General features: G+C 44.9%; 18 protein-coding genes, 1 pseudogene and 1 other annotated feature. Of the genes and pseudogenes, 12 read left to right on the forward strand and 7 right to left on the reverse strand.

The features are described 5' to 3' along the window. Positions 1-216 precede the first annotated feature (216 nt). Both AB4585_RS01790 and gltB read right to left on the reverse strand, forming a co-directional pair. Positions 217-1,686: a glutamate synthase subunit beta gene (locus AB4585_RS01790; RefSeq protein ID WP_017066517.1), complete on the reverse strand. Its 1,470-nt coding sequence runs from the start codon at positions 1,684-1,686 to the stop codon at positions 217-219. Beyond that, positions 1,686-6,233: a glutamate synthase large subunit gene (gene gltB / locus AB4585_RS01795; protein ID WP_372083386.1), complete on the reverse strand. Its 4,548-nt coding sequence runs from the start codon at positions 6,231-6,233 to the stop codon at positions 1,686-1,688. Before gltB ends, AB4585_RS01790 begins: the two co-directional genes overlap by 1 nt. Before the next feature lie 529 nt (positions 6,234-6,762). Here gltB and AB4585_RS01800 point away from each other — a divergent pair. The 4 genes from AB4585_RS01800 to AB4585_RS01815 all read left to right on the forward strand — a co-directional run bounded on the left by AB4585_RS01800 (position 6,763) and on the right by AB4585_RS01815 (position 12,554). Beyond that, positions 6,763-7,716, forward strand: a complete 954-nt coding sequence (locus AB4585_RS01800) for a TIGR01212 family radical SAM protein (RefSeq protein WP_017059306.1) — start codon at positions 6,763-6,765, stop codon at positions 7,714-7,716. 91 nt (positions 7,717-7,807) lie between these two features. Continuing rightward, a complete protein-coding gene (locus AB4585_RS01805; RefSeq protein ID WP_017059307.1) occupies positions 7,808-9,559 on the forward strand; it encodes a diguanylate cyclase domain-containing protein in 1,752 nt (583 codons plus the stop codon). A 174-nt stretch (positions 9,560-9,733) separates the two neighbouring features. Continuing rightward, positions 9,734-12,103 (forward strand): aerobic respiration two-component sensor histidine kinase ArcB, encoded by a 2,370-nt coding sequence (gene arcB, locus AB4585_RS01810; protein ID WP_372155299.1) that lies wholly within the window; start codon positions 9,734-9,736, stop codon positions 12,101-12,103. 7 nt (positions 12,104-12,110) lie between these two features. After that, positions 12,111-12,554, forward strand: coding sequence for a hypothetical protein (locus tag AB4585_RS01815; protein WP_017062884.1), 444 nt, complete (start codon positions 12,111-12,113; stop codon positions 12,552-12,554). A gap of 136 nt (positions 12,555-12,690) precedes the next feature. Here the strand turns inward: AB4585_RS01815 and arcA are convergent, their stop codons facing one another. Further along, a complete protein-coding gene (gene arcA, locus AB4585_RS01820) occupies positions 12,691-13,407 on the reverse strand; it encodes a two-component system response regulator ArcA (protein ID WP_004741534.1) in 717 nt (238 codons plus the stop codon). A 429-nt stretch (positions 13,408-13,836) separates the two neighbouring features. Further along, positions 13,837-13,938, reverse strand: a pseudogene (locus AB4585_RS01825) (ribonuclease activity regulator protein RraA); the annotation flags it as partial. A 47-nt stretch (positions 13,939-13,985) separates the two neighbouring features. Between AB4585_RS01825 and AB4585_RS01830 the strand changes: the two are divergent. Then, a complete protein-coding gene (locus AB4585_RS01830; RefSeq protein ID WP_017059310.1) occupies positions 13,986-14,471 on the forward strand; it encodes a putative 4-hydroxy-4-methyl-2-oxoglutarate aldolase in 486 nt (161 codons plus the stop codon). Positions 14,472-14,609: 138 nt separating this feature from the next. On the opposite strand, the gene AB4585_RS01835 is transcribed toward AB4585_RS01830, so the two are convergent. Further along, entirely contained in the window at positions 14,610-15,068 is a 459-nt protein-coding gene (locus tag AB4585_RS01835; RefSeq protein WP_017070076.1) for a hypothetical protein, read from the reverse strand. A 317-nt stretch (positions 15,069-15,385) separates the two neighbouring features. Next, positions 15,386-15,504 (forward strand) — a sequence feature (Thr leader region). Positions 15,505-15,533: 29 nt separating this feature from the next. On the opposite strand from AB4585_RS01835, the gene thrA reads away from it, so the two are divergent. From thrA to thrC, 3 genes are read left to right on the forward strand one after another with little or no spacing between them, the layout of a single operon-like run. Next, positions 15,534-17,993: a bifunctional aspartate kinase/homoserine dehydrogenase I gene (gene thrA, locus AB4585_RS01840; RefSeq protein WP_017059312.1), complete on the forward strand. Its 2,460-nt coding sequence runs from the start codon at positions 15,534-15,536 to the stop codon at positions 17,991-17,993. Between the two features lie 17 nt (positions 17,994-18,010). Continuing rightward, positions 18,011-18,967 carry a homoserine kinase gene (gene thrB / locus AB4585_RS01845; protein ID WP_032545653.1) on the forward strand — a complete coding sequence of 319 codons (957 nt, stop codon included), beginning with the start codon at positions 18,011-18,013 and terminating at the stop codon, positions 18,965-18,967. After that, entirely contained in the window at positions 18,964-20,247 is a 1,284-nt protein-coding gene (thrC, locus tag AB4585_RS01850; RefSeq protein WP_017059314.1) for a threonine synthase, read from the forward strand. The genes thrB and thrC overlap by 4 nt, the downstream gene beginning before the upstream one ends. A 77-nt stretch (positions 20,248-20,324) precedes the next feature. Here the strand turns inward: thrC and grcA are convergent, their stop codons facing one another. Next, positions 20,325-20,702, reverse strand: a complete 378-nt coding sequence (gene grcA / locus AB4585_RS01855; protein ID WP_017059315.1) for an autonomous glycyl radical cofactor GrcA — start codon at positions 20,700-20,702, stop codon at positions 20,325-20,327. A 326-nt stretch (positions 20,703-21,028) separates the two neighbouring features. On the opposite strand from grcA, the gene nfo reads away from it, so the two are divergent. The 3 genes from nfo (at position 21,029) to AB4585_RS01870 (ending at position 23,653) form a co-directional block, all read left to right on the forward strand. Next, a complete protein-coding gene (gene nfo, locus AB4585_RS01860) occupies positions 21,029-21,937 on the forward strand; it encodes a deoxyribonuclease IV (protein WP_017062881.1) in 909 nt (302 codons plus the stop codon). Between the two features lie 397 nt (positions 21,938-22,334). Beyond that, positions 22,335-23,015 carry a uracil-DNA glycosylase gene (gene ung, locus AB4585_RS01865; RefSeq protein ID WP_017059317.1) on the forward strand — a complete coding sequence of 227 codons (681 nt, stop codon included), beginning with the start codon at positions 22,335-22,337 and terminating at the stop codon, positions 23,013-23,015. Positions 23,016-23,101: 86 nt separating this feature from the next. After that, positions 23,102-23,653 carry a hemerythrin domain-containing protein gene (locus AB4585_RS01870; RefSeq protein WP_017070073.1) on the forward strand — a complete coding sequence of 184 codons (552 nt, stop codon included), beginning with the start codon at positions 23,102-23,104 and terminating at the stop codon, positions 23,651-23,653. Positions 23,654-23,804: 151 nt separating this feature from the next. Here AB4585_RS01870 and AB4585_RS01875 read toward each other — a convergent pair whose 3' ends face one another. Next, positions 23,805-23,993 (reverse strand): DUF3545 family protein, encoded by a 189-nt coding sequence (locus AB4585_RS01875; protein ID WP_017059319.1) that lies wholly within the window; start codon positions 23,991-23,993, stop codon positions 23,805-23,807. 709 nt (positions 23,994-24,702) lie between these two features. Between AB4585_RS01875 and AB4585_RS01880 the strand changes: the two genes are divergently transcribed. Further along, entirely contained in the window at positions 24,703-26,130 is a 1,428-nt protein-coding gene (locus tag AB4585_RS01880; RefSeq protein WP_032545312.1) for a sodium:alanine symporter family protein, read from the forward strand. The last annotated feature ends 18 nt before the right edge of the window (positions 26,131-26,148 follow it).

Here is a 26,148-nt window from a genome sequence, read left to right on the forward strand (position 1 = left end):
GCGATTAGCCACTTAATAATCTAAAATAGTCGATGGATATCAATGAGATATATAAGTTGAATGTTAACGAGATTTAACATATACAACAGGATGATTTTGAAAACGACAAATGCCAGATAGAAAAAAGGCTAGCATCGAGTGCTAGCCAAATATAAAAGTTAGGAAGGGTATTGCTTTTCCTCTAGGCTAACGTAATTGACGTTAGCCCGAGAAATATTATGCGGAAAGCATGAGTGAATCAGCTTTCGCTTCTAAGTTTGAGTTACCCATTAAGAAGTCATCAATGGCAATTGCACATTCACGACCTTCATTAATACAACGTACAACTAGAGATTGACCAGTACGCATATCACCAGCAGCGAAAACGCCTTTCTGGTTCGTTGCAAAACCTTCAGAAGCGACGTTACCGCGCTCGTCCAGTTTAATGTCTAGTTGAGCAAGCACGCCGGTTGGCTCCGGGTGTAAGAAGCCCATTGCTAGGAATGCCATGTCACAAGGAATAACACGTTCAGAGTTCGCGACTTCATCAAAGCCTGGACGCTCACCTGGTTTCGCATCTTGCCAAACGATGTCAGCAATACGTAGACCCGTCACTTGACCTTGCTCGTTACCGATGAACTCTTTGGTTAAGATGTTCCAGTGACGTTCACAACCTTCTTCGTGAGAAGTGGTGGTTTTCATGATCATTGGGTATTGAGGCCAAGGCATGTTTGCAGGGCGCTTCTCTGGTGGGATCGGCATGATCTCAACCTGAGTAATGCTCGCTGCCTTATGACGGTTTGATGTGCCCACACAGTCAGAACCAGTATCACCACCACCGATAACCACAACGTGCTTATCTTTAGCGTGAATCTCTTCTGTTTTAAGATCTAGGTTGTTAGCACGGCGGTTGTTTTGACCAAGGAATTCCATGGCAAAGTGAACGCCTTTCAACTCACGACCAGGGATTGGCAAGTCGCGTGGAACCGTAGAACCACCCGTTAGCAATACCACATCAAACTCTTGGCGTAACTGTTGAGCATTAACATCAACACCGATGTGTTGGTTAACTTTAAACTCAACGCCAGCTTCAGCCATTAAGTTGATCTTACGATCAATCACGTCCATACCCAGTTTGAAATCTGGGATACCGAAGCGAAGTAGACCACCGACTTTCTCGTCACGTTCAAATACCGTTACCGAGTGACCAGCGCTGTTTAGCTGCTCAGCTGCGGCTAGGCCAGCAGGACCTGAACCGATAACTGCGACAGTTTTACCTGTGCGAGAGCGTGGTGTTTTAGGTTTTGCGTACCCTTCACGGTACGCAGTTTCGACAATCGTTTTCTCGATATTACAGATAGTGATTGGGTCTTGGTTGATACCAAGAACACAGGCACTTTCACAAGGAGCAGGACAAACACGACCGGTAAACTCAGGGAAGTTGTTGGTAGAGCTTAGGATATTCCAAGCCTCTTCCCAGCTGTCACGGTAAACCGCATCATTGAATTCTGGGATGATGTTACCAATCGGACAGCCGTTGTGACAGAAAGGTACGCCACAGTCCATACAACGAGAGGCTTGAGTATTGATCTTTTCACCAAACTCTTCGTTAAGTACGAACTCTTTGTTGTCTTCGATACGAACCGATGGGTCGAGCTTCTTTGGAAGCTCGCGACCGTGTTCTAAAAATCCAGTAGGCTTACCCATTATACTGCCTCCACTTCTTCCGTTTGTGCCTGTTGTGCTTCAGCTTTACGCTTCTCAAGAACTGCTTTGTAGTCGCGTGGCATAACTTTAATCAGTGATGCAATACTTGCTTCAAAGTTGTCTAGGAAAGACTGAGCAACTTCACTTCCTGTGAATTCAACGTGCTTGGTTAGCATATCTAGTAGAAGATCTTTATCTTCTTGTTCAATTGGATCTAGGTCTACAAGTTCTGGGTTAAGCTTGGTTTCGAAGTCACCAGCTTTGTCCCAAACATAAGCGACACCGCCACTCATACCCGCAGCAAAGTTACGACCTGTTGAGCCAAGGATAACGGCAACACCGCCAGTCATGTATTCACAACCGTGGTCACCAACGCCCTCAACAACAACCTTCGCACCTGAGTTACGAACACAGAAACGTTCACCAGCCATACCGCGAATGAAAGATTCACCTGAGGTTGCACCGTAGAAACATACGTTACCAACCACGATGTTATCTTCAGCAACGATAGAAGACTTCGCATCTGGGTACAGTACCAAAGTACCGCCAGACAGACCTTTACCCCAGTAATCGTTCGCGTCGCCTTCTACTTCGAACTTAACGCCTTTCGCAAGGAACGCACCGAAAGATTGGCCAGCACTACCGTGGAACTTAACGTTCATTGGCTGTGGTAAACCTTGGTCTTTGTAAACCTTCGAGATTTCGTTCGACAGCATGGTACCCGCAGAGCGGTCTGTGTTGATGATAGGGAAGGTCGCATTCACGGTTTCACCTTTCTCAAGCGCTGGAATTGCCGCTTGAATCAACTTGCGGTCTAGAACGTCTTCTAGGTTGTGGTTTTGTTGTGTCTGGTTGTAGATACCATCTTCTTCACGAGCCTGCTCAATGTGCAGTACAGGTGTTAGATCTAGGTTCTTGTACTTCCAGTGGCCGATGTCGTCACGAACTTTAAGTTTGTGCGATTGACCTACCATCTCATCGATAGAGCGGAAGCCAAGTTCAGCCATTACTTCACGCAGACCTTCAGCCATGTATTGGAAGAAAGTCACTACGTCTTCTACGCGGCCGTCGAAACGCTCACGCAGAGTTTTGTTTTGTGTTGCGATACCAACAGGACAGGTATTCTTGTGACACTTACGCATCATGATACAGCCTTCAACAACCAATGCTGCTGTTGCTACGCCCCATTCTTCCGCGCCAAGTAACGTTGCTACTGCAAGGTCACGTGGTGTTTTCATCTGACCATCAGACTGAACAACGATACGGTTACGTAGGCCGTTTTTCAGTAGTGTTTGGTGCGTTTCTGCTAGACCTAGTTCCCAAGGCAGACCTGTGTGACGGATAGAAGACATCGGAGATGCACCCGTACCACCATCAAAACCTGCGATAAGTACCACGTCAGCTTTCGCTTTCGCTACACCCGATGCAATCGTACCTACGCCAGCTTCTGATACTAGCTTCACGTTGACACGACCGTTACGGTTCGCGTTTTTCAGATCGTAGATCAGCTGAGCCAAATCTTCGATTGAGTAGATATCGTGGTGTGGCGGTGGCGAGATAAGACCTACGCCCGGAGTCGAGTGACGCGTTGCGCCGATCCAGTCATCAACCTTATCACCAGGTAGTTGACCACCTTCGCCCGGTTTCGCACCTTGAGCCATCTTGATTTGTAGCTCATCAGCGTTAGATAGGTAGTAAGACGTTACACCAAAGCGACCAGAAGCCACCTGTTTGATTGCTGAACGTTCCCAGTCGCCGTTTTCTTTACGTTCGAAACGTGCTGGATCTTCACCACCTTCACCTGAGTTTGATTTCGCGCCAATGCGGTTCATCGCAACAGCCAGTGTTGAGTGAGCCTCATGCGAGATTGAACCAAAGCTCATTGCGCCGGTTGCGAAACGCTTAAGAATGTTCTCGATTGGTTCTACTTCTGCTAGAGGAATAGAGCCTGCAGGGTTCTTGATGAAGTCCAGTTGGCTACGTAGCGTTGCTGCGTTGTCGCCTTGGTCATCAACTGCTTTTGCGTACTTCTTGAACTGACCGTAATCTTTGTTACGCGTCGATTCTTGAAGTAGAGAAATCGTTTCTGGGTTGAATAAGTGTTTCTCACCACGTTGTTTCCACTGGTAAACACCACCAACATCAAGGATCTGAGCTGGAATTTCACGAGCTGGGTAACCAACACGGTGACGAACCAATACTTCTCGCGCGATATCGTCGATCGTTAGACCTTGGATACGAGAAACAGTACCTGTGAAGTATTTTTCAACCACTGATTTGCTAACACCAAGTGCTTCAAAGATTTGTGCACCGTGGTAAGACTGCAGCGTAGAGATCCCCATCTTAGAGAAGATCTTAAGTAGACCGCCGTTAACACCTTTACGGTAGTTATCGAATAACTCACGTGGGTGTACGTTTGGATCTAGCTTCTTAGTACGTTGCAGTTCAACAATCGTTTCAATAACTAGGTATGGGTTAACTGCGTTTGCACCATAACCGATAAGCGTTGCAAAGTGGTGTGTCTCACGAGCGTCGCCCGTTTCAACAACGATGTCACACTTAGCACGTAGACCTTTACGGATTAGGTGGTGGTGAACCGCGCCAACCGCCAGCATTGCTGGAATAGCGGCATGGTTAGAGTTAACCGCACGGTCTGTCAGTAGGATGATAGAGTAGCCATCAATCACTGCGTCTTCTGCGTATTGGCAGATACGCTTAAGTGCGCGCTCTAACTTACCTTGGTCGCCATTTGCTTGGAATACGATATCCAGCGTCTTCGCCTGAAGGTGCTCGTTATCGATTGCACGCAGTTTTTCTAACTCAGAGTTAGACAGTACTGGAGACTCAAGTTCTACTTTTTGACAGTGCTCAGGTGTTTCAGCAAGTAAGTTCTGGTCTTTACCTAGGTAAGTGTTCAGAGACATAACCATGCGCTCACGAATCGGGTCGATCGGCGGGTTAGTTACTTGTGCAAACAACTGTTTGAAGTAGTTTGAAAGGTGCTGCGATTGGTGAGAAAGAATCGCTAGCGGCCAGTCAGCACCCATTGCAGAAAGTGGCTCGTAGCCTGTTTTCGCAAGAGGTAGAATGATTTCGTTTACTTCTTCAGAACTCACGCCAAACGATTGTTGTTTGTGTAGTAGTTTCTCTGGAGAAGGTTGGCTAAATTCGTTGCTCGCATCCGGTAGCTTTTTCAGGCTCAGAAGGTTCTCTTCAACCCACTTTTCGTAAGGTTGTGCTTTAGCAATGCTGTCTTTCACTTCTTCATCAGAAATGATGCGGCCTTGCTCAAGGTCAGCAACGAAGATACGACCTGGTTGTAGACGACCACGGTACTCAACGTTTTCAGGTGCAATCTCAACAACACCAGACTCAGACGCCATTACTAGGAAGTCGTCTTTAGTTACTGTGTAGCGAGAAGGACGCAGACCATTACGGTCAAGTGTTGCACCTACTTGAACACCATCGGTGAAACATACTGATGCTGGGCCATCCCATGGTTCCATTACGTTCGCGTGGTACTGGTAGAACGCACGACGAGTTGGATCCATGTTTTTGTTTTCTTGCCATGCTTCCGGGATCATCATCATCAACGCGTGTGGCAGAGTACGACCTGAAAGAACAAGTAGCTCAAGTGCCATATCGAAGTTTGATGAATCCGAACTACCTTCCTGACAGATAGGAAGCAGCATGTCGATTTCAGCTTGTGTAAACAGATCCGATTCTAGGATTGCTTCACGTGCTTTCATCCAGTTCAGGTTGCCGCGAACCGTATTGATTTCGCCATTGTGCGCGATGTAACGGAAAGGCTGAGCTAGACGCCAACGTGGGAATGTATTGGTAGAGAAGCGAGAGTGTACTAGTGCTAGAGCTGTCACCATGGTTGGGTTTTGCAGATCTAGGAAGTACTGAGGAACTTGTTCAGTTGTTAGCTGACCTTTGTACACCAATGTCTTGTAAGACATAGAGTTGATGTAGAAGTCATCACCGATATTTGAAACGCTTTCTAGGCATACACGAACCGTGTAGTTACGTAGAACATACAGTTTACGCTCAAGCTCTTCTGGTGTGATACCTGGGCCGCCAGAAATAAATACGTGTTCAAATTGAGGTTCAGTGCTTAGTGGGTCAGCACCAATCATTGAATTGTCCGTTGGAAGTTCACGGTAACCGATAACTTCTAACTCAAGGCGTTGTGCATTGCGTTCTAGAATGTCACGACACTGTGCACGTTTGTGTTCATCTTTAGGGAAAAGTACAACACCAACACCATATTTTTCAAAAGATGGCAGCTTAATTCCAAGCTTTACGGCTTCTTCTAGTAAGAATTCGTGCGGCTTCTGTAGCAGGATACCTGCACCATCACCAGAACACGGATCGCAGCCTTGACCGCCACGGTGTTCCATACGTGCAAGCATATCGAGTGCTTGAGTTACTACATCATGAGATTTGCGATTCTTTAGATGCGCAACAAAACCGATACCACAAGCGTCATGCTCCAATTCAGGAGTATACAGACCCTGTGAGTTCTGCTCTTGATCTACCATAGATACATCCTTCCAGTTAAATCTAGGCGCAACTTATTTGTATAAAGTCAGCCTTGTCCTTTTATATTTATGGGTCTAAACCTGCCTATGCTGGCGGTTTGAATCCTTTCCGTATCTCGCAGGAAAAGTATTGCGAGAAAAACAATCCTTAGTGATACCTGTTTATTTTTAACCACAAACTAGTGGTTTATATAGGTGGGAGTTAGATATCACCGACTTATTAGCAAGTTTTCGTTGTAAGTAAATACTCAAAAATAGCCAATATGTGTAAGTATCCTACAATTTTGTCTAGGCGAATTGCAATGAAAGTTGACCCATGTAGACCATTTTTTTCGTTTTATTTTGAATTTAATGCCTAACAAATGTGCAACATTAGGCAAATAGAGCCGATTTTTTGCATGTTTATTGATATTTGTTAGGTTGCTCGCAAAAAGCCTTGAGTAAACTAATTGGTCGAATTTTGCAGGGATGTAATTTTTTTTCAAAAAAGACTGATATTCATTCTTATTTACTTGAGTGCTTTGAAAATATGCAATTACACGAGTTGGTCAATACTATCGGCCAAGACCTTCAACGCCGTTATGGCGAGAAGGTTCACAAGCTGACGCTTCATGGTGGTTTCAGCTGCCCAAACCGAGACGGGACAATTGGCCGTGGAGGTTGCACGTTTTGTAACGTGGCTTCCTTTGCCGATGAACAAACTCAAATTCAAAGTATTGCTGACCAGCTAAAAGATCGTGCGGGTGAGATTGCTCGTGCCAAGAAGTACCTGGCTTACTTTCAGGCGTACACCAGCACTTATGCTGAGGTGCAAGTGCTCAAGAATATGTATGAAGAGGCGCTAAAAGCACCCGGTGCAGAGATCGTCGGCCTTTGTGTTGGTACGCGACCAGACTGTGTGCCTGATGCGGTGTTGGATCTGTTAGCGGGCTACGTTAAACAAGGCTATGAGATTTGGCTCGAGCTTGGCCTGCAAACCGCCAATGATAAAACCCTCAAGCGAATTAACCGCGGCCACGATTTTGCAGTGTATGAAACGATCACCCAACGCGCACGCGCTTTAGGTATCAAGGTGTGTACTCATCTGATTGTTGGCCTACCAAAAGAAACCAAAGCGGATAACCTTGAAACCTTAGACAAGGTATTAGCCGTTGGCACCGATGGTATTAAGCTGCACGGCCTTCATATAGTAGAGGGCAGTACCATGGCTAAGGCGTGGAAGGCAGGAAAGCTAGAAGCCCCAAGCCTCGAAGAGTACATCGATATCGCGAGTGAGATCATTCAACGCACTCCTGCGGACGTGGTTTATCACCGTGTTTCTTCAGCGGCGAGACGCCCAACCTTACTTTCTCCTTTATGGTGTGAGAACCGCTGGTTAGCGATGACTGAAATAGGTCGTTCGTTGGATAAAACCGGTGCTCAAGGCATCAAAACGGGCTCTGCATTCGAGTACACGTTGCCTGTTTTAAACGCGGCCAATTAATAGAAATGGGTGACTGTAGGTAACAGCAGATAAAACCAATAAATAGTGGTAACATTTCCCTAATAGATTTTATGGTATAGATTGAGAGTAAATGGAACTGGTAATGACTTGGTTGTGGGACAGGGCGTATGGCTACGGTATTTATATCGTTGTTGTATTGCTGATTGCTCTCATCTGCTGGCATCTCTATTCTCGTTATCAGTCGCATATCGAAACGCTTCTACTTGCTACCCCGTCGCCACTCTACTTTGTTGATGTTCGAAGTGGCGAAATACTCTATGCCAATCGCCAAGCCATGCAGTTGCTTGGTATCCGCCAAATCGGTGTTAATTTTCGCTTTCCTACTGTGGAAAGCGAGAACAGCTTTCGTCACTACTTAACCAACCACATCAACTCTCGAGCCTTCGAGCAGGTCTCCCTGTGGGCGCTTTCTGAATTTGAGTCGTTCAAGATCAACTTGATCGGTCGTAAGATCCATTTTAGAAATAAGCAGGCTTGGATGATTCACGCCTCACCTTATAAAAACACTAACGAAGAACTGTCCCAAGAAGTTCGAGAACTGAATGTTGCTCGTACCGCTTTGGATTCTTTGTCTGAGCTGATCTACGTGAAAGATCAGAAAGGTCAGTTAGTGACGAGTAATCGCTCGTTTAAAAAGTTTTGGCATGGTCGTGCTGAAGAGGGCACCCTGAGTGTTTCTGGTGGAGTATTAAAAGGTCGTGTAAGTGAACGCTCTTGGACTACAGATCAAGATGGAAAAAGCTGCTTGCTTGAAACCTACCAAAGTGTGCTGCTTTCCCAAGATGGAGAAACCATCGGCACGCTCTCTATTAGTCATGATGTGACCGATTGGCATGACATGCAGCAGAAACTGCGTGGCGAGATGGAGAAGCGAAAAGATACCGAAGTGGCACTTGCGCAGCGTGACACCATCTTGCAAAACCTCCTGGAGGCCAGCCCAGACTCGATTGGTATCTTTAATGAAAACATGGTTTATCAAGCGTGTAATAAACCATTTGTGGCTGCGCTGGGTATCTCTGAAGTCAGTGACTTGATCGGTAAACGTTTACAAGATGTGGTGCCACATAGCATCTATACGCGAATATCAGAAACCGATCATCAAGTGCTTCATCAAAGTAAATCACTGCGTTATATCGACAAAGTGGTCTCAAGTGATGGAACATTTACTTGGTATGATGTAGTCAAATCACCGTTTAGAGATCCAGCATCGAGCACTAATGGTGTGTTGATCATGGCGCGTGATATTACAGAGCGTTATCTAGCAGAACAAAAGCTTGAAGAAGCCAACCTTGAACTTGAACGCCTCAGCTTTATGGATAGCCTGACTAAAGTGTCTAACCGACGTCGTTTCGATGAACAGCTCTCTACACTGTGGCATTATCATGTGCGTGAGAAGCTGCCACTGACGATCATGCTATGTGATATCGACTTCTTTAAAGGCTACAACGACTTTTACGGACACCAACAAGGCGATGATGCTTTGATTCAGGTTTCTCAGGCATTTAAGCAGGTGTTGAATCGTTCATCTGATTGTGTGGCTCGTTATGGTGGTGAAGAGTTCGGCTTTATTCTGCCAAATACAACGACCGAAGGTGCTCAGCTGGTGGCGCAGCGTATTCATGATGAAGTCCTAAAATTGGAACTTGCGCATGAGAAGTCGACAGTCTCTGAATTCATCACGGTGAGTATTGGTATTATCTCTTACATTCCTACACCTGATGATGAAATGGAATCGGCTGTTGCCTTGGCTGATAGTGCGTTGTATCAAGCGAAATCAGACGGTCGCAACCGTTCAATGGTGCATCCATACTCAATTCGCTAACGCTATAAAATTGGCAATTTGATTATCCCCGGCTATTTTTGCTTAGTTAGTATTTGTATTGGTTAATTAACCTTCGAAATTACCGCTGAACACTTGCTGCGTGTGATGTAGCTAGCTTACCTCCCATCTTCAAACAGGGTAGAATGTTGCTAGTCTTATCGCATGGAGCGCTAAATGAAACCCATGAAAAATCTTGCCCAGTATTACGTGGATCTACTCGTAAAACTGGGGATTGTCCGCTTTTCTATCTTACTCGCCCTAGCGCTTGTTGCCCTCGCTGTTGTTGTGCAAGTCGGTATCACCCTTGCACTCAAAGGCAATGTTGATGACATCGACATTGTCCGTTCAGTTTTCTTCGGTTTAGTGATCACGCCTTGGGCGGTTTATTTTCTGTCAGTGGTCGTGGACCAGTTGGAAGAATCACGTCAAAGGTTAGCGAAATTGGTCTCTAAACTTGGCGACATGCGTGAGCGAGACCAAGAACTCAACAATAAAATGCAGCTCAATATCGAGAAGCTTAATCAAGAAATTGAAGAGCGTGAAAAAGCGGAAGAAGCGCGCGCAGAAGCAATGCAAGATCTCGAAAACGAGGTGTTCCAGCGCGAGCGTACTCAGCTTGAACTCGCAGAACGTACTGCACTGTTACGCTCGTTTATCGATGCCTCGCCTGACCTTATTTACTACCGTAATGAAGATGGTGTGTTCTCTGGTTGTAACCGTGCGGTTGAAGAGCTCACTGGTAAAACAGAAAAAGAGCTAGTTGGTTTAACTCCTTGGGATGTTTACAGTAAAGAGGTCGCTCAGCAAGTTGTTGAAACCGATAAGAAAGTATTTGCTGACAACCAAGCACTGACTTATGACCAATGGCTTGAATACCCAGATGGCCGCAAGAGTTACTTCGAACTGCGTAAAGTGCCTTTCTACAGCAAAGATGGTCGTCACTTGGGCTTGGTTGGTTTTGGCCGCGATATTACTGAACGTAAAGAGCATCAAGAGTCGTTAGAAAAAGCCAGCCGCGATAAGACCACCTTTATCTCAACTATTAGCCACGAGTTAAGAACGCCGCTCAACGGCATCATTGGCTTGAGCCGCATGCTGCTTGATAGCCAACTGACCACCGAACAGCGCAAGCAGATGCAAACCATCAAGGTGAGCGCGGTGACACTGGGTAATATCTTCAACGATATTATTGATATGGATAAGTTCGACCGCCGTAAGCTTGAACTCTTCCCTACGCCTATTAACTTTGAAGATTTCGTTGTCGAGATCGAAAGTATCTCTGCGTTGATGGCTGAGCAGAAAGGGTTAAGGTTCGATCTAGAAAGATTGTCTGATCTTCCAGCTGCTGTTGAGGTGGATGGTACTCGTCTTAGACAGGTACTGTGGAACCTTGTTAGTAACGCGATGAAGTTCACCAAAGATGGTGGAGTGGTGATGACAGTCAGCGCCGACATTGATGGTGACTTTGCCAACATTACGATGGAAGTGGAAGATACTGGTATTGGTATCCCTGAAAGTGAAATCGAGAAGATCTTCGCGATGTACTATCAGGTGAAATCGGGCACGGACAACTTGCACGCTGTCGGCACGGGTATTGGTCTCGCTGTCTCTCAACAGCTAATTAATATGATGGATGGCCACATTGAAGTCATCAGTGAAGAGGGCTTTGGCAGTACCTTTATGGTTTCGATTCGAGTTCCAGTGAATCACGATACTCAGGCTCTGATCAAAACGCCAAGAAAACAGTCGAATCTTAAGATCTTTATGGTCGAAGACATTGAACTCAATATCACAGTGGCTCGCTCTCTACTTGAAAGCCTTGGCCATGAAGTGACAGTCGTGATGACGGGTAAAGAGGCGCAAATTGCTTTCAATCCTGAAGACTATGATTTGGTGTTGTTGGATATCCAACTGCCAGATATGACGGGTTTCGATATTGCTCAATACTACCGCGAGAAATACAGCCAGCTACCGCCTTTGGTGGCGTTAACTGCGAACGTATTAAACAACAAGCAAGAGTACTTCCAGAAAGGCATGGACGAAGCGATCAGTAAACCTTTGTCGGTTCGAGCTATCCAAGATGTCATCAGTGAACTTATCGAAGATGCACCAGAGGTAATTGAGAAGGTAGCGGGCACCGATAAGGTTGAGAGCATTGATAAAGTCGACGCGAGTAAGCCTTTTCTTTCAGAAATTGATACCACTTTGCTTGATATTGATATGCTAGAGTCTTATGTTGATATTGTTGGACCGAAACCGGTTTTGGATAACATCGCGATGTTCGAAGATATGATGCCGGAGTATATGGAAATATTGAACTCCAACATGGTCGCGAAAGATAAAGCCAGTATCGTTTCTGAGGCACATAAGATTAAAGGTGCTGCAGGTTCTATTGGTCTGAAACGCATCCAACAAGTTGCCCAGAAAGCTCAATCTCCAGATTTGCCTGCGTGGTGGGAGAACATTTCAGATTGGGTTGATGAGATAAATAACGAATACCAGAATGACATTGAAGTTTTAAAGAGTTGGTTAAATCAAAGGTAGAAGAATAATGAAAAAATTAGCATTCGCCGCATGTGTAGTGGCATTAGCGGGTTGTTCTGCGCCACAAGTAGAATGGCAGCAAGATAATCAAGTCGAAGTATCTGCAGCAACAGTTACCATGAAAAGCAACCTTTGGCACAACAAGATGCCAACGATTGGCGAGACTCAAGATAAGACCCTACATGGTGCTATCTACCTAGAGTCAGACTCACAACTGCCAGCAACGCTTGCGGTTGAAAGTGTTACGGTTAAACAGGGTGCAGACACCTTGTTGGTAACGGCTGACGATCTTGATTTAAGAACACACAGTGAAACTCAATGGGAAGTCGCGTTTGTATGGCAGCTAGAAATCGACAGTGACAAGCCTGTTGATGTGGCGGTGGAACTTAAAGATGGCGAAACCGTGAAGTGGTTAGTAGAGAAAGACGTTAAGGTGGATACGGTTTACTAAAATCTTATCCAATTAAGAACAATAAAAAAGGGAGAATGCGTTGGCATTCTCCCTTTTTAATAACTATTGATGACGCTTCTAGTGTTCAAAACACTTACTGGTGAGTAGTGCTAAATGGTAAGAGGCGCGAATCGAATTAGTCTTCTAGGTCACCACAAAAGCGGTAGCCTTCACCGTGAATCGTTGCGATGATTTCTGGCGTACCAGAAACAGATTCAAAGTGCTTACGAATACGACGGATTGTTACGTCTACAGTACGATCGTGTGGCTTAAGCTCACGGCCAGTCATCTTCTTAAGAAGGTCAGCACGTGTTTGGATCTTACCTGGGTTCTCACAGAAGTGAAGTAGAGCACGGAACTCTGAACGAGGTAGCTTGTAGCCTTCGCCATCTGGGCTAACCAGAGAACGACTGTTGATATCTAGTACCCAACCGTTGAACTCATACTTCTCAACGCTACGCTTCTCTTCTTGAACAGAGCTTGTGCTCATTGAACGGTTCAGAAGGTTGCGTGCACGGATAGTCAGTTCACGAGGGTTGAAAGGCTTAGTGATGTAGTCATCAGCGCCGATCTCTAGGCCAAGGATCTTATCAACTTCATTATCACGACCAGTTAAGAACATAAGCGCTACGTTTGCTTGCTCACGTAGTTCACGCGCAAGTAGTAGGCCATTCTTACCTGGAAGGTTGATGTCCATAATTACAAGGTTAACTTGGTTGTCAGATAGCACTTGGTGCATCTCTTCACCGTCGCTAGCCTCAAAAACAGCATATCCCTCTGCTTCAAAAATACTCTTTAGAGTGTTACGAGTTACTTGCTCATCTTCAACGATAAGAATCTGCGGGGTTTGCATTTGGCGGTACCTAAATTTGTGACGAAACTGTGCTAATAGAATAAATTCTAGGCAAAAACATAACATACAGGTAATGTATTTTTGATGATAACTTAAAGTTTTCAAAAAAACACTTACTTCCAGCTATCTGCCTTCCTTGAAGTATTGCCCAATAACGTAGATCCAGTACGCCTTTCAATCATTCTTTTAGTGATTGGAGTGGATTCTATAATGTTAACAGCATGCTAACAACGCGAGAATGTTAATTCCATTCACTTTGTTGATTTACATCAATTGCCGTATCGCAACAAACTTTAATAGTATGGCTACAACTTAACCAATGTTATGGTGACTATTTAGCACCAAAACAAGAATGATTATTCGAGATGCTTCGCACATCTTGCCTGCTACAGACCGGATTATGAACCAAGGAAGCTGAAAGCTGTCTTAAGAGTCTAGTAGATAAATATGCTCAATCAACTTTTATTGAGTAATAAATTGAGCATAGAACAATGAAAACAAAGGATTAATTTTAATAACATATAAAAGCATAGAGGCTAGCCTGACATAACCGGTAACGCCTTACTCACGGAGGATATATGCACGATATAACACCCGACTTGTGTGATGAGTTTGAAAGCGAAGTCACCCTACTGAACATGCCATTGCAGAACTTCGGCCAACGTGGTGCGTTCTTTGGAAAAATTGTAACAGTTCGTTGTTATCACGATAATTCCAAGGTTCGCGAGGTTTTAGAGACCGACGGCTGTGGCAAAGTGCTTGTCGTTGACGGAAATGGCTCATGCCAGAAGGCGCTGCTTGGCGATCAACTCGCTATTCTCGCGATAGAAAACGGTTGGGAAGGCGTGATTGTAAACGGTGCGGTGCGTGATGTAGGCATGATGTCGCAAATGGACCTTGGCGTTCAGGCGTTAGGTGCATCGCCATTCAAAACAGAGAAACGCGGTGTCGGCCAAGTGAATGTGACACTCTCTATACATAATCAACTGATTCAGCCTGGTGACTATATTTATGCCGATTGGAATGGCGTGTTAATTTCATCTGAGCTGTTAATTGAATCGTAACTGACTCAAATTGAATGCCGTTGATAGATTAGAACGGGGAATGGTTTGTGATGTACTAAACGGGGAATGGTTTGTGATGTACTAAAAGTTTGGATCTCAATCCGCACTAATCTGTTAATAAAGAACAAGCTAAAGAGACTAAAAGCGAAACCCTAGTCCCACTTCAACACCTTGCTGCCACTCTTCATAATCAAGGGTGGCATGCAAATCTAGGTTATCTGTTAGTTGCACTCGGCTGGAAACCTCTGCGGCTACCGATTTCTCATTGTCTTCGGTCTCGTCTTTATAGGTGTGTAGAGAACTGTTAAAAGAGACTCTTTCTGAGAACTGATAACTGACACCACTCAAGAATCCACTTTCCTGTTTCAGTGCCGCACTATTGATACGTGTACCGACGTAAAGATCCACATCTGAAAACAAGCTATAAGAGTAGCCACTGTCTATCTTCCAAGTATCGAAGCTTTCACTCGACGCGTTTTGTGTGGAGATAAAGAATTTATGAGAAGAACTATCGATCTGGCTGGGTAGTAGAGGCAAGCTATTCGCTGAACAAACAACAGGCATAGCAAAAGCCAAAAGAATAAGTAATCTCTTCATTTCCCACTCCTGATGTCATTATTATTGTTCTTCGAACGTTATCGTTCAATTAAAGCACAGAACTTGTACGTTCGCTGCACAATCGATATAGCATTTTGTTATGACTATATATGCAACTGATCACTATTGCCTGTTCAATGAGTAAATCCAGTATCTTAAGTGAAGGTTTATACAGGGTGTTTTATCCCTTAAATGACGGTTTGCTCTGAAAAACGGTGCGAATGTAAAAAAAACGCAACTTTTCATTGACGTCCAGTGGTAAAAATTGATACACGTAGAGTAAAGCACAAGCAGAGAATTTGATATGCAGCACGTAAGCCACCTAGTAATGACCACAACCATTATTATTACCGACATTAACATTGTTGGGGCAGGCTGCTAAGTAACGGATTTTAAAAAAAAGGCCTGTATCCAACAAGATACAGGCCTTTTTTTGTACCATTTTTATGACTTATGGAGAAAGGGATGCGCGTTTTAAAGTTTGGAGGTTCATCATTAGCTGATGCAGATCGTTTTTTACGAGCGGCTGATATCATCGCTAATAATGCCCAGCAAGAAGAGCTAGCCGTTGTACTATCGGCTCCAGGAAAAACAACCAATAAGTTGGTCGCTGTTATTGAAGCTGCACTGAAAAATGGTGAAGCTGACGCACAGATTACAGAGATCGAATCTTCATTTAACACACTGTTTGCAGAGATCAAAGCGGTCGTGCCTTCTATCGATGGTGCCGCGTTTCAAGAGCAGGTGGATACCTCTCTTGCTCAGCTAAAGCAGTTCGTGAATGGCATCAACCTACTTGGTATGTGCCCGAACCACGTTAATGCTCGCATCATCAGTAAAGGTGAGCGAATCTCTATCCAGTTAATGAAAGCGGTACTGGAAGCGAAAGGCCAACCAGCAAGCCTGATTGACCCTGTCCAATACCTATACGCTAAAGGCGATCACCTTGAAGCTATGGTCGATGTGGATGTCTCTACTCAGAACTTCCAACAATCTCCACTTCCTAAAGGTCACGTTAACATCATGCCTGGCTTTACTGCGGGTAATGAAAAAGGTGAGCTAGTCACACTAGGTCGTAATGGTTCTGACTACTCAGCGGCTGTGTTAGCGGCGTGTCTACGTGCTGATTGCTGTGAAATCTGGACTGATGTCGATGGCGTTTACAACTGTGACCCACGCTTAGTTGATGATGCTCGTCTGCTCAAGTCTCTTAGCTACCAAGAGGCGATGGAGCTTTCTTACTTTGGTGCTTCGGTTCTACACCCGAAAACCATTGCTCCTATTGCGCAATTCCACATTCCTTGTCTGATCAAAAACAGCTTCAACCCACAAGGCGCAGGTACTTTGATTGGCCAAGACACTGGCGAAGATAACCTAGCAATCAAAGGTATTACGACGCTAAGTGACCTAACCATGGTTAACGTATCAGGCCCAGGCATGAAGGGCATGGTAGGTATGGCGAGTCGTGTATTCGGCGCGATGTCTTCTGCTGGCGTTTCTATTGTCCTTATTACTCAATCTTCTTCTGAGTACAGCATCAGCTTCTGTATTGAATCGGCTGATAAGGTGAAAGCGAAACAAGTGTTGTCAGACGCGTTTGAACTTGAACTTAAAGATGGCCTGTTAGAGCCGGTTGAGTTCATGGATGACGTTGCGATTGTAACGCTGGTGGGTGACGGTATGCGCACTTCACGTGGCGTAGCATCTCAGTTCTTCTCTTCTTTAGCTGAAGTGAACGTCAACATTGTTGCTATTGCTCAAGGTTCTTCAGAGCGCGCTATTTCAGCGGTTATCCCTGAAGACAAAATCTCTGAAGCAATCAAAGCGTGTCACGAGAACCTATTTAACTCTAAGCACTTCCTAGATGTATTCGTTGTGGGTGTCGGCGGTGTTGGTGGCGAGCTTGTTGACCAGATCCAACGTCAGCAAGGCAAACTGGCTGAAAAAGGCATCGTGATTCGCGTATGTGGTTTAGCAAACAGTAAAGGTTTGTTGCTAGACAGCGATGGTCTACCGTTAGAGCAGTGGCGTGACCGTATGTCGAGTGCGACTGAAGAGTTCAGCCTAGCGCGTTTAGCGGCTTTGGTTCAACGTAACCACATCATCAACCCAGTATTGGTTGATTGTACGTCTAGCGAAGGTATTGCGGCGCAGTACGCTGATTTCCTAGCGGCTGGTTTCCACGTAGTAACACCAAACAAGAAAGCAAACACAGCAAGCATGGCTTACTACCATCAGCTTCGTGAAGTTGCACGCAACTCACGTCGTAAGCTGATGTACGAGACAACAGTAGGTGCAGGTCTACCGGTCATCGAAAACCTACAGAACCTTATCTCTGCAGGTGATGAACTTGAGAAGTTCAACGGCATTCTTTCAGGTTCACTGTCTTACATCTTCGGCAAGCTTGATGAAGGTATGACACTGAGCCAGGCAACCAATATTGCAAAAGATAACGGCTTCACTGAACCGGATCCTCGAGATGATCTATCTGGTATGGATGTGGCGCGTAAGTTGCTTATTCTTGCTCGTGAAGCAGGCATGGCGCTTGAACTTGAAGATGTTGAAGTAGACCAAGCTCTGCCACCGGGTTTTGATGATTCAGGTACGGTTGAAGAGTTCATGGCTCGCCTACCAGAAGCGGATGCTTACTTCAAAGAGCAGTCAGCTATCGCAGCAGAAGAAGGTAAAGTACTTCGTTATGTGGGTGAAATCGCTGAAGGTAAGTGTAAGGTTCGTATCGCTGCTGTTGATGGCGACGACCCAATGTTCAAGATTAAAGATGGCGAGAACGCATTAGCATTCTACAGCCGTTACTACCAACCAATCCCTCTAGTACTGCGTGGCTACGGCGCGGGTACTGAAGTAACAGCTGCTGGCGTATTCTCTGATGTGATGCGTACTCTTGGTTGGAAATTAGGAGTTTAAGAATGAGTTCAAGTGATATGGATGTTGTCGTTTATGCTCCTGCATCAATCGGTAATGTCAGTGTAGGGTTTGATGTGCTGGGGGCCGCTGTGTCTCCAGTGGATGGCACGCTGCTAGGTGACCGAGTTATGGTTAAAGCCGGTGATGAACCATTCTCACTTAAAACTGCAGGCAGCTTTGTTTCTAAGCTGCCAACTGAAGCAAAAGAAAACATCGTTTACGACTGCTGGGTGGTGTTCTCGAGAGAGCTTGATAAAAAAGGCGTTACGCTAAAGCCTTTAGAAATGACACTAGAAAAGAACATGCCTATCGGTTCAGGTTTGGGTTCTAGTGCATGTTCAATCGTCGCGGCACTGGATGCGCTAAACCGTTTTCACGGTCAGCCCCTGAATGAAACTGAACTGCTTGCTCTGATGGGTGAAATGGAAGGCAAGATTTCAGGTGGTATCCACTACGATAACGTTGCGCCATGTTACCTTGGTGGTGTGCAGCTCATGCTTGAAGAGCTAGGCATCATCAGCCAAGAAGTACCGTGTTTTGACGACTGGTACTGGGTAATGGCTTATCCGGGTATTAAGGTTTCAACGGCTGAAGCGAGAGAGATCCTACCATCTCAATATCGTCGTCAGGATATTATTGCTCATGGTCGTCACTTAGCGGGCTTTATCCACGCGTGTCATTCAGGTCAACCTGAACTGGCGGCGAAGATGATCAAAGACGTGATCGCTGAACCATATCGTGAGAAACTGCTTCCAGGGTTTGCTGATGCTCGTAAATACGCGCTGTCAGCTGGGGCACTGGCTACTGGTATTTCTGGTAGTGGTCCAACTCTATTTAGCATTTGCAAAGAACAAGATGTCGCCGAGCGTGTTGCACGCTGGTTAGAACAAAATTACGTACAAAATGAAGAAGGATTCGTTCACGTTTGTCGCCTAGATAAGCAGGGTTCGATCGTTACAGGAAGTGAGTTATGAAACTGTACAACATCAAAGAAAATGATGAACAAGTCTCTTTTGGCCAAGCCGTTCGTCAAGGCTTAGGCCGTAATCAAGGTCTATTTTTCCCATCTGAACTGCCAAAGTTTGATGATATCGATGCGCTGCTAGCAGAGGACTTTGTCCCTCGTAGCTCAAAGATTCTGTCAGCATTGATTGGTGATGAATTACCAAAAGAACAGATCGACCAAATGGTGGATGCAGCGTTCCAATTCCCTGCACCAATCAACCAAGTAAAAGACGGCGTTTACGCGCTTGAGCTTTTCCACGGTCCAACACTGGCGTTTAAAGATTTCGGTGGCCGCTTTATGGCTCAATCTTTAGCAGCTGTTTCTGATGGTGGTCAAATCACTATCTTAACGGCAACATCAGGTGATACTGGTGCGGCGGTTGCGCATGCTTTCTACGGCATGGAAGACATCAATGTTGTGATTCTTTACCCGAAAGGCAAGATCAGCCCACTGCAAGAGAAGCTGTTCTGTACGCTTGGCAAGAACATCCACACTGTGGCGATTGATGGTGACTTTGATGCGTGTCAGGCTCTAGTTAAAGACTCATTTGATGACGCTGAACTGCGTAAAGAGATCGGTCTTAACTCGGCAAACTCGATCAACATCAGCCGTTTAATGGCTCAGATCTGTTACTACTTTGAGGCGGCTTCTCAGCTGACTAAAGAGCAACGTGAAAACCTCGTTATCTCTGTACCAAGTGGTAACTTTGGTAACCTAACGGCTGGTCTATTGGCTAAAGCGCTAGGTCTACCTGTTAAGCGTTTTATCGCAGCAACTAACGAAAATGACACTGTTCCTCGTTACCTAGAAACAGGTCAGTGGGATCCAAAACCGACTGTTGCGACAACATCGAACGCGATGGACGTAAGCCAACCAAACAACTGGCCTCGTATCGAAGAGCTTTGCCAACTGAAAGGTTGGGGCTTAGATACACTAGGCAAAGGTAAAGTATCTGACGAGCAGAGCGCTGAGTCAGTTCGCGACCTAAAAGCACAAGGTTACCTATGTGAACCACATGGTGCGATTGCTTACCGTCTACTGGAAGAGCAACTGCAAGAGAACGAAACTGGCTTGTTCCTGTGTACAGCACACCCAGCGAAATTCAAAGAAGTGGTTGATGACATCCTAGGTTCTGATATCGAACTGCCTGGCCCGCTAGCAAAGCACGCGGCGATGGAATTGTTGTCTGAAGATCTTGATAACGATTTTGAAGCGCTAAAAGCTGTGCTTCGTCGAGTTCAACCGTAACGTCCATTTGTTTTTCGAACAAATAAAAACGGCGCTCAATGAGCGCCGTTTTTGTATTCTAATTTAAGCTCTAAAAATTATAGAGACTCAGTGAACGTACGTGCGATAACGTCACGTTGCTGTTCAGTTGTTAGAGAGTTGAAACGTACAGCGTAACCCGATACACGGATAGTTAGCTGTGGGTAGTTCTCTGGGTGAGCAACTGCGTCTTCTAGCGTTTCACGCTTAAGAACGTTAACGTTTAGGTGTTGACCACCTTCGATGCGTGGTGCTGCTTCGATTGCAACTTCACGGCTTTCGTACTCGCCTAGGTCTGCAGCTGAGATAACTTGGTCAGCTTCGAAACCTGCAGTAGCAACAACACAACGAGCTTCATTCTTCTCGCTATCTAGTAGCCAGATTGAGTTTAGTAGGTCATCGTTTGCTGCTTTAGTAATTTGAATACCTTGGATCATAACTATCTCCTAGTCCACTGAATGTGGTTTGATTATGGTGTTAACTTTCGATTTTTATTGAGCTGGGTAATATATACCTAATATTAGTAAGGTTAACATTGATTTAAGTCAAAAAACAACCAAAAACCATATTTTTACAAAGGTGATTATATTGAGGTAAATCAATAAAACCTTTGAAAACAAAGTAATTACAAAATATTTTAAAGTATAAAAAATATTTAACAGTCATATTTGTTGTAAGTTTACTACATTTGTTGTGTTTTTATTGAACTACAACCGATACGACCCTTTATTTATTAAGCATTCTGAAAGTGTAAAGTGATTTAATGACAAACAATAATTCATCCTCAAAACCGGAAACAAATATTAAGTTTATTGGCGCTCATGTCTCGGCTGCTGGTGGAGTTGATCAGGCGCCTATGCGTGCACGTGAAATTGGCGCCAATGCGTTTGCACTGTTTACCAAGAACCAGAGACAGTGGGCGGCAAAACCGCTAGAAGCGAAAACCATTAGTGCCTTTAAAGCTAATTGCAAAATGTTGGGCTTCGGTGCTGAGCACATTCTTCCTCATGACTCCTACCTTATTAACCTAGGAGCACCAGAAGAAGAGAAGCTAGAGAAATCACGCGCGGCTTTTATTGATGAAATGGAGCGTTGTAATCAACTTGGATTAACGCTTTTGAATTTTCATCCTGGGAGTCATTTAAAGAAAATCTCAGAAAGCGAATGTTTGGCGAAGATCGCTGAATCGATCAACCTAGCTCATCAAGCGGTACCTGACGTAATCGCAGTGATCGAGAATACGTCTGGGCAGGGCACTAATCTGGGTTGGAAGTTTGAACATCTAGCAGAGATTATCGAACAGGTAGAAGATAAGTCACGTGTTGGTGTGTGCTTAGACACCTGCCATACGTTTACTGCTGGCTATGACTTACGTACAAAAGAGGCGTGTGAGCATACTTTTGCTGAGTTCGACCGCATCGTGGGTATGCACTATCTAAGAGCAATGCACATCAATGATTCAAAAGCTGAGTTCGCGAGCCGAGTCGATCGACACCATTCTTTAGGAAAAGGCGAAATTGGCTGGGATTGTTTTGAGTATATTGCCTCTGATTCTCGCTTTAATGGTATCCCTCTTATCTTGGAAACCATTGATTCGACGATCTGGAAAGAGGAAATTCAACAACTTAGAATGTTTCATCGCTCAGCAACGCTAGCGAGCGAACAAGCGTAATAATAGAGGGGGAAATTTATTTCCGTCTATTTCTAAAAATTGGCACCTTTCTTTCATAGTATTAAAGTGAATATGTAGTTCACGATGTCTTAGAGGAGGTGCCTTTATGTATTCAATCACCCAAACTTCAACTATTGCTGTCGCACGCCGTTTACCTACACCAAACCGTCACGTGCATAACCACGGCCACCATCGTACACAGCAGAAAAGTGGTTAATCGAGATAAGCACAACTTGAACTGATTATTATGATTCATCAACAAGTGAACCCTACACATCATGTTTATTGATAGCTGTATGAGGTATAACTAGAGCCTTATTTAGGACAGTTAGCCGATACAGCTATTTTTTTGTCTGGCGAAAGCCGCTAGAAACCTTGATGATTGGGAAGTAAAACGATGACCGCACCAAAGACTTGGGAATCCATTATTAATGATGAACGTGATAAAGAGTACTTTCAGAGTGTCCTCGCGTTTGTTGAACAGCAACGTAATAGTGGTAAAACCGTCTACCCGCCACAAGAACAGGTGTTCAGTGCCTTTGATATGACGCCTTTCGAATCCGTGCGAGTGGTTATCTTAGGGCAAGATCCTTATCACGGTGCTAACCAAGCTCACGGCTTAGCATTCTCAGTGCTTCCTGGTGTGAAAATCCCACCTTCTCTACGCAATATGTACAAAGAGCTTGCACAAGATATAGAGGGCTTTGAGATTCCTAGTCATGGTTATCTCGATTCTTGGGCATCGCAAGGGGTGTTGATGTTGAACACAGTCCTTACAGTCGAAGAGGCAAAAGCACACTCACATGCTAAGTGTGGCTGGGAAACCTTTACCGATGCCATTATTGCTGAGCTCAATCAGCGCTCTGAACCGATCATCTTTTTGTTGTGGGGCGCACACGCCCAGAAGAAAGGTCAAGCGATTGATGACGACAAGCATCATGTGTTGGTTGCACCTCACCCATCGCCATTATCGGCACGCCGTGGATTCTTCGGTTGTCAGCATTTCTCTACAACCAACAAGCTGCTTTCTTCTATGGATCAACAACCTATTGACTGGCGTTTACCAACAGAAGTGTAGGTTGGTGGTTTTCTGAGCAGGGTCAAATCATAAATCAGCATATTCGTATACACTTATAAATAGTAGGTGTAATGGAGTGCAATACTATGATGATTGAAAGGATAAGACGAGAGCATGGCTATATGGCTCGTTTACTCGCGATACTCAACAGTAAGTTAGAGTTTCTGAAACAGGAGCGAGAAATAAACTATAGCCTGATCGCAGAGGTGGTTCATTACCTTATGAACCATTCAGACAAAGTGCATCACCCTAAAGAAGACGTCATTTATCGCTACTATCTTAAGCAATATGGCAGCGAGCAAGCGATTGAAGACTTGGAGTTAGAGCATCAATTGCTTTCTGAGAAAACGGCGGACTTTTTAGGTTTGGTCGATATGATCCTTCAAGATGCGGTGGTTCCTCAGCAAGTCTTTATTGAGCAGCTTGAAGCGTTTGTTAAGGCTCAGCGAAAGCACATGGAATATGAAGAGAAGCATGTGCTACCCATGATTGTTGAGGCGTTCACGGTGAAAGATTGGCAAGAAGTGGAGTCTCAATGGCTTCAACCGGAAGATGACCCTGTTTTTGGAGAGACCATCGCCGATCAATATCGCCAACTCGCGGCTCGGGTTCGACAAAATGAACAAGAGTGTGTTTAGCCCGTTGTAATGTTGAGGTGCACCTATTTTAGGTGTCCTCTATATTAGAGGGTTGGTTTCCAAATGGCGCTTTGAGCGGATTAACTACCTCAAAAAATAAAAAAGGCACCTATATAGGTGCCTTTTGCTATCTGATTTCTTATCGTGCTGATTAAAGTTTTATATCGTCAAGGCTAAAATCAAGACCTAGGTTCATCTCTCTCAGCTCTTTCTCAAGCTGCCTACGATCGTTGATGGCTTCGATTTCACGCCACTTACGCTTGAGTGGTTTCGAGCGTGATTTTTGAGTTACACGAGGCATTTCTAGTTCTGATACTTCATCGAATTGAAAGCTATCCATAAGCCATATCTCCTTCCGTGGGACTAGTTCTTACGAACCAATAAATATCATATTTAGGTTCACAATAACTTTGATTTGTTTCTCATTTGTTTCAAATCCATGAAGCTTTTGTTCTATTTTCTTATGCATGCTCACACATTGTGAGAATTATTATGTATAAAAAACAGGCAAACAAACCTAAGTAAACGATTAAATTGGGGGTTATTGAATGTTAATTCATTGTGCGAATGGAATAGCGTTTTGACTACAATGCATTGAAGTGCACATGGTACCGTGCGGTATAGGGATCTCATTGGCCTAGAAAAAAACGAAGATCTTCACTATACCTTGTAAAACCTAGGCTGACGTCATTTTTATAGGATGGTGTTCTTGTTGGGGTAGTGCCGTGGCTGTTGTTGATATTATGTCCCGATAATGTGACTTTTATTGGGCTGCATTGTTGAAAGTTGTGTTAACAAAAGGTGTGTTATTAGTGAAATGTCATTTTAATATAAGTGTATTTGCATATTGATTTTTAGGCCGTCTCGCTGCATTATCCGCCCGTCAAAAAATACACTGATACGTAAAATGGATGCATGAAGCGACATTTACAGTCTCAATCGCCGCAAGAATATAACAAGAGTGCCGACACAACATTGACAGAGGCATAGGCGATTAAGAGGAAGGCTAGGAAGCATGATCGGTGCTTAAACTCAATTACGAGGTTCACGTGACAGACTTAATCAATTTGATGAACGATCTCCTTTGGGGATCTATCTTAGTTTACTTACTGGTTGGTGTGGGTATCTACTTCACTGTACGACTAGGCTTCATTCAATTCCGCCATTTCGGCCACATGTTCTCTGTTCTTAGAAACAGCCGTAAAGCAGACAGTGCTGGTATCTCTTCTTTCCAAGCTCTTTGTACTAGTCTCGCTGCTCGTGTAGGTACGGGTAACATGGCAGGTGTTGCTGTAGCACTAACCGCTGGTGGCCCTGGTGCTATCTTCTGGATGTGGCTAATCGCAATGCTAGGTATGGCAACATCGTTTGCAGAAAGCACACTGGCACAGCTATACAAAACGCGTGATAACGACGGTAACTACCGCGGCGGCCCTGCATACTACATGGAGAAAGGCCTAGGCATGCGTTGGATGGGGGTTCTATTCTCTATCTTCCTCATCATTGCATTTGGTCTTGTATTCAACGCGGTTCAAGCGAACGCGATTGCAAGCGCAATGAATACGGCATTCGACCTTGAGCGTAGCTACGTTGGTGTTGGTATCGTAATCATCTCTGCGTTCGTTATCTTCGGTGGTATCCGTAAGATTGCACGCACAGCAGAAATCATCGTTCCAATCATGGCATTGGCTTACCTAGCGATCGCTATGTACGTGATGTTCGCGAACATCGAGAAAGTGCCTGAAGTACTGGCTCTTATCTTCAAGAGTGCATTCGGTCTGCAAGAAGCAGCAGCGGGTGGCCTAGGTTACGCAATCGCACAAGCGATGATTAACGGCATCAAACGTGGTTTGTTCTCGAACGAAGCGGGTATGGGTTCTGCGCCAAACGCAGCAGCTTCTGCTACGCCTTACCCACCGCACCCAGCATCACAAGGTTACGTGCAAATGCTAGGCGTGTTCATGGATACCATTGTTATCTGTTCAGCAACAGTCGCAATCATCCTGATGTCTGGTGAGTATGTACCACACGGTGAAGTAACGGGTATCGAACTAACGCAACGTGCACTAACAGCACAAGTGGGCGAATGGGGCGGCATTTTTGTAGCGGTAGCGATTTTCTTCTTCGCTTTCACTTCAATCATTGCAAACTACTCGTACGCTGAAACGAACCTTATCTTCCTTGAGCACAACAACAAGAAGGGCCTAGTGCTGTTCCGTATCGTTGTTCTGGGTATGGTTATGTTCGGTTCTCTAGCGACGTTACCAACGGTATGGGCACTGGCTGACGTATCGATGGGCCTAATGGCGATTGTTAACTTGGTGGCGATTATCCTGCTATCAGGTATCGTGATTAAGCTAGCGAAAGACTACAACCGCCAACTAGACGCGGGTAAAGTACCAACATTCGATTCGAATGACTTCCCAGAGCTTAAGTCTCAGCTGGAAGACGGTATTTGGGACAACAACAAGAAGTAATCTTGTTGGAGCGATAAA

The organism is Vibrio sp. 10N.222.49.C9 (genome assembly GCF_041474985.1).
Lineage (GTDB): Bacteria > Pseudomonadota > Gammaproteobacteria > Enterobacterales > Vibrionaceae > Vibrio > Vibrio crassostreae_C.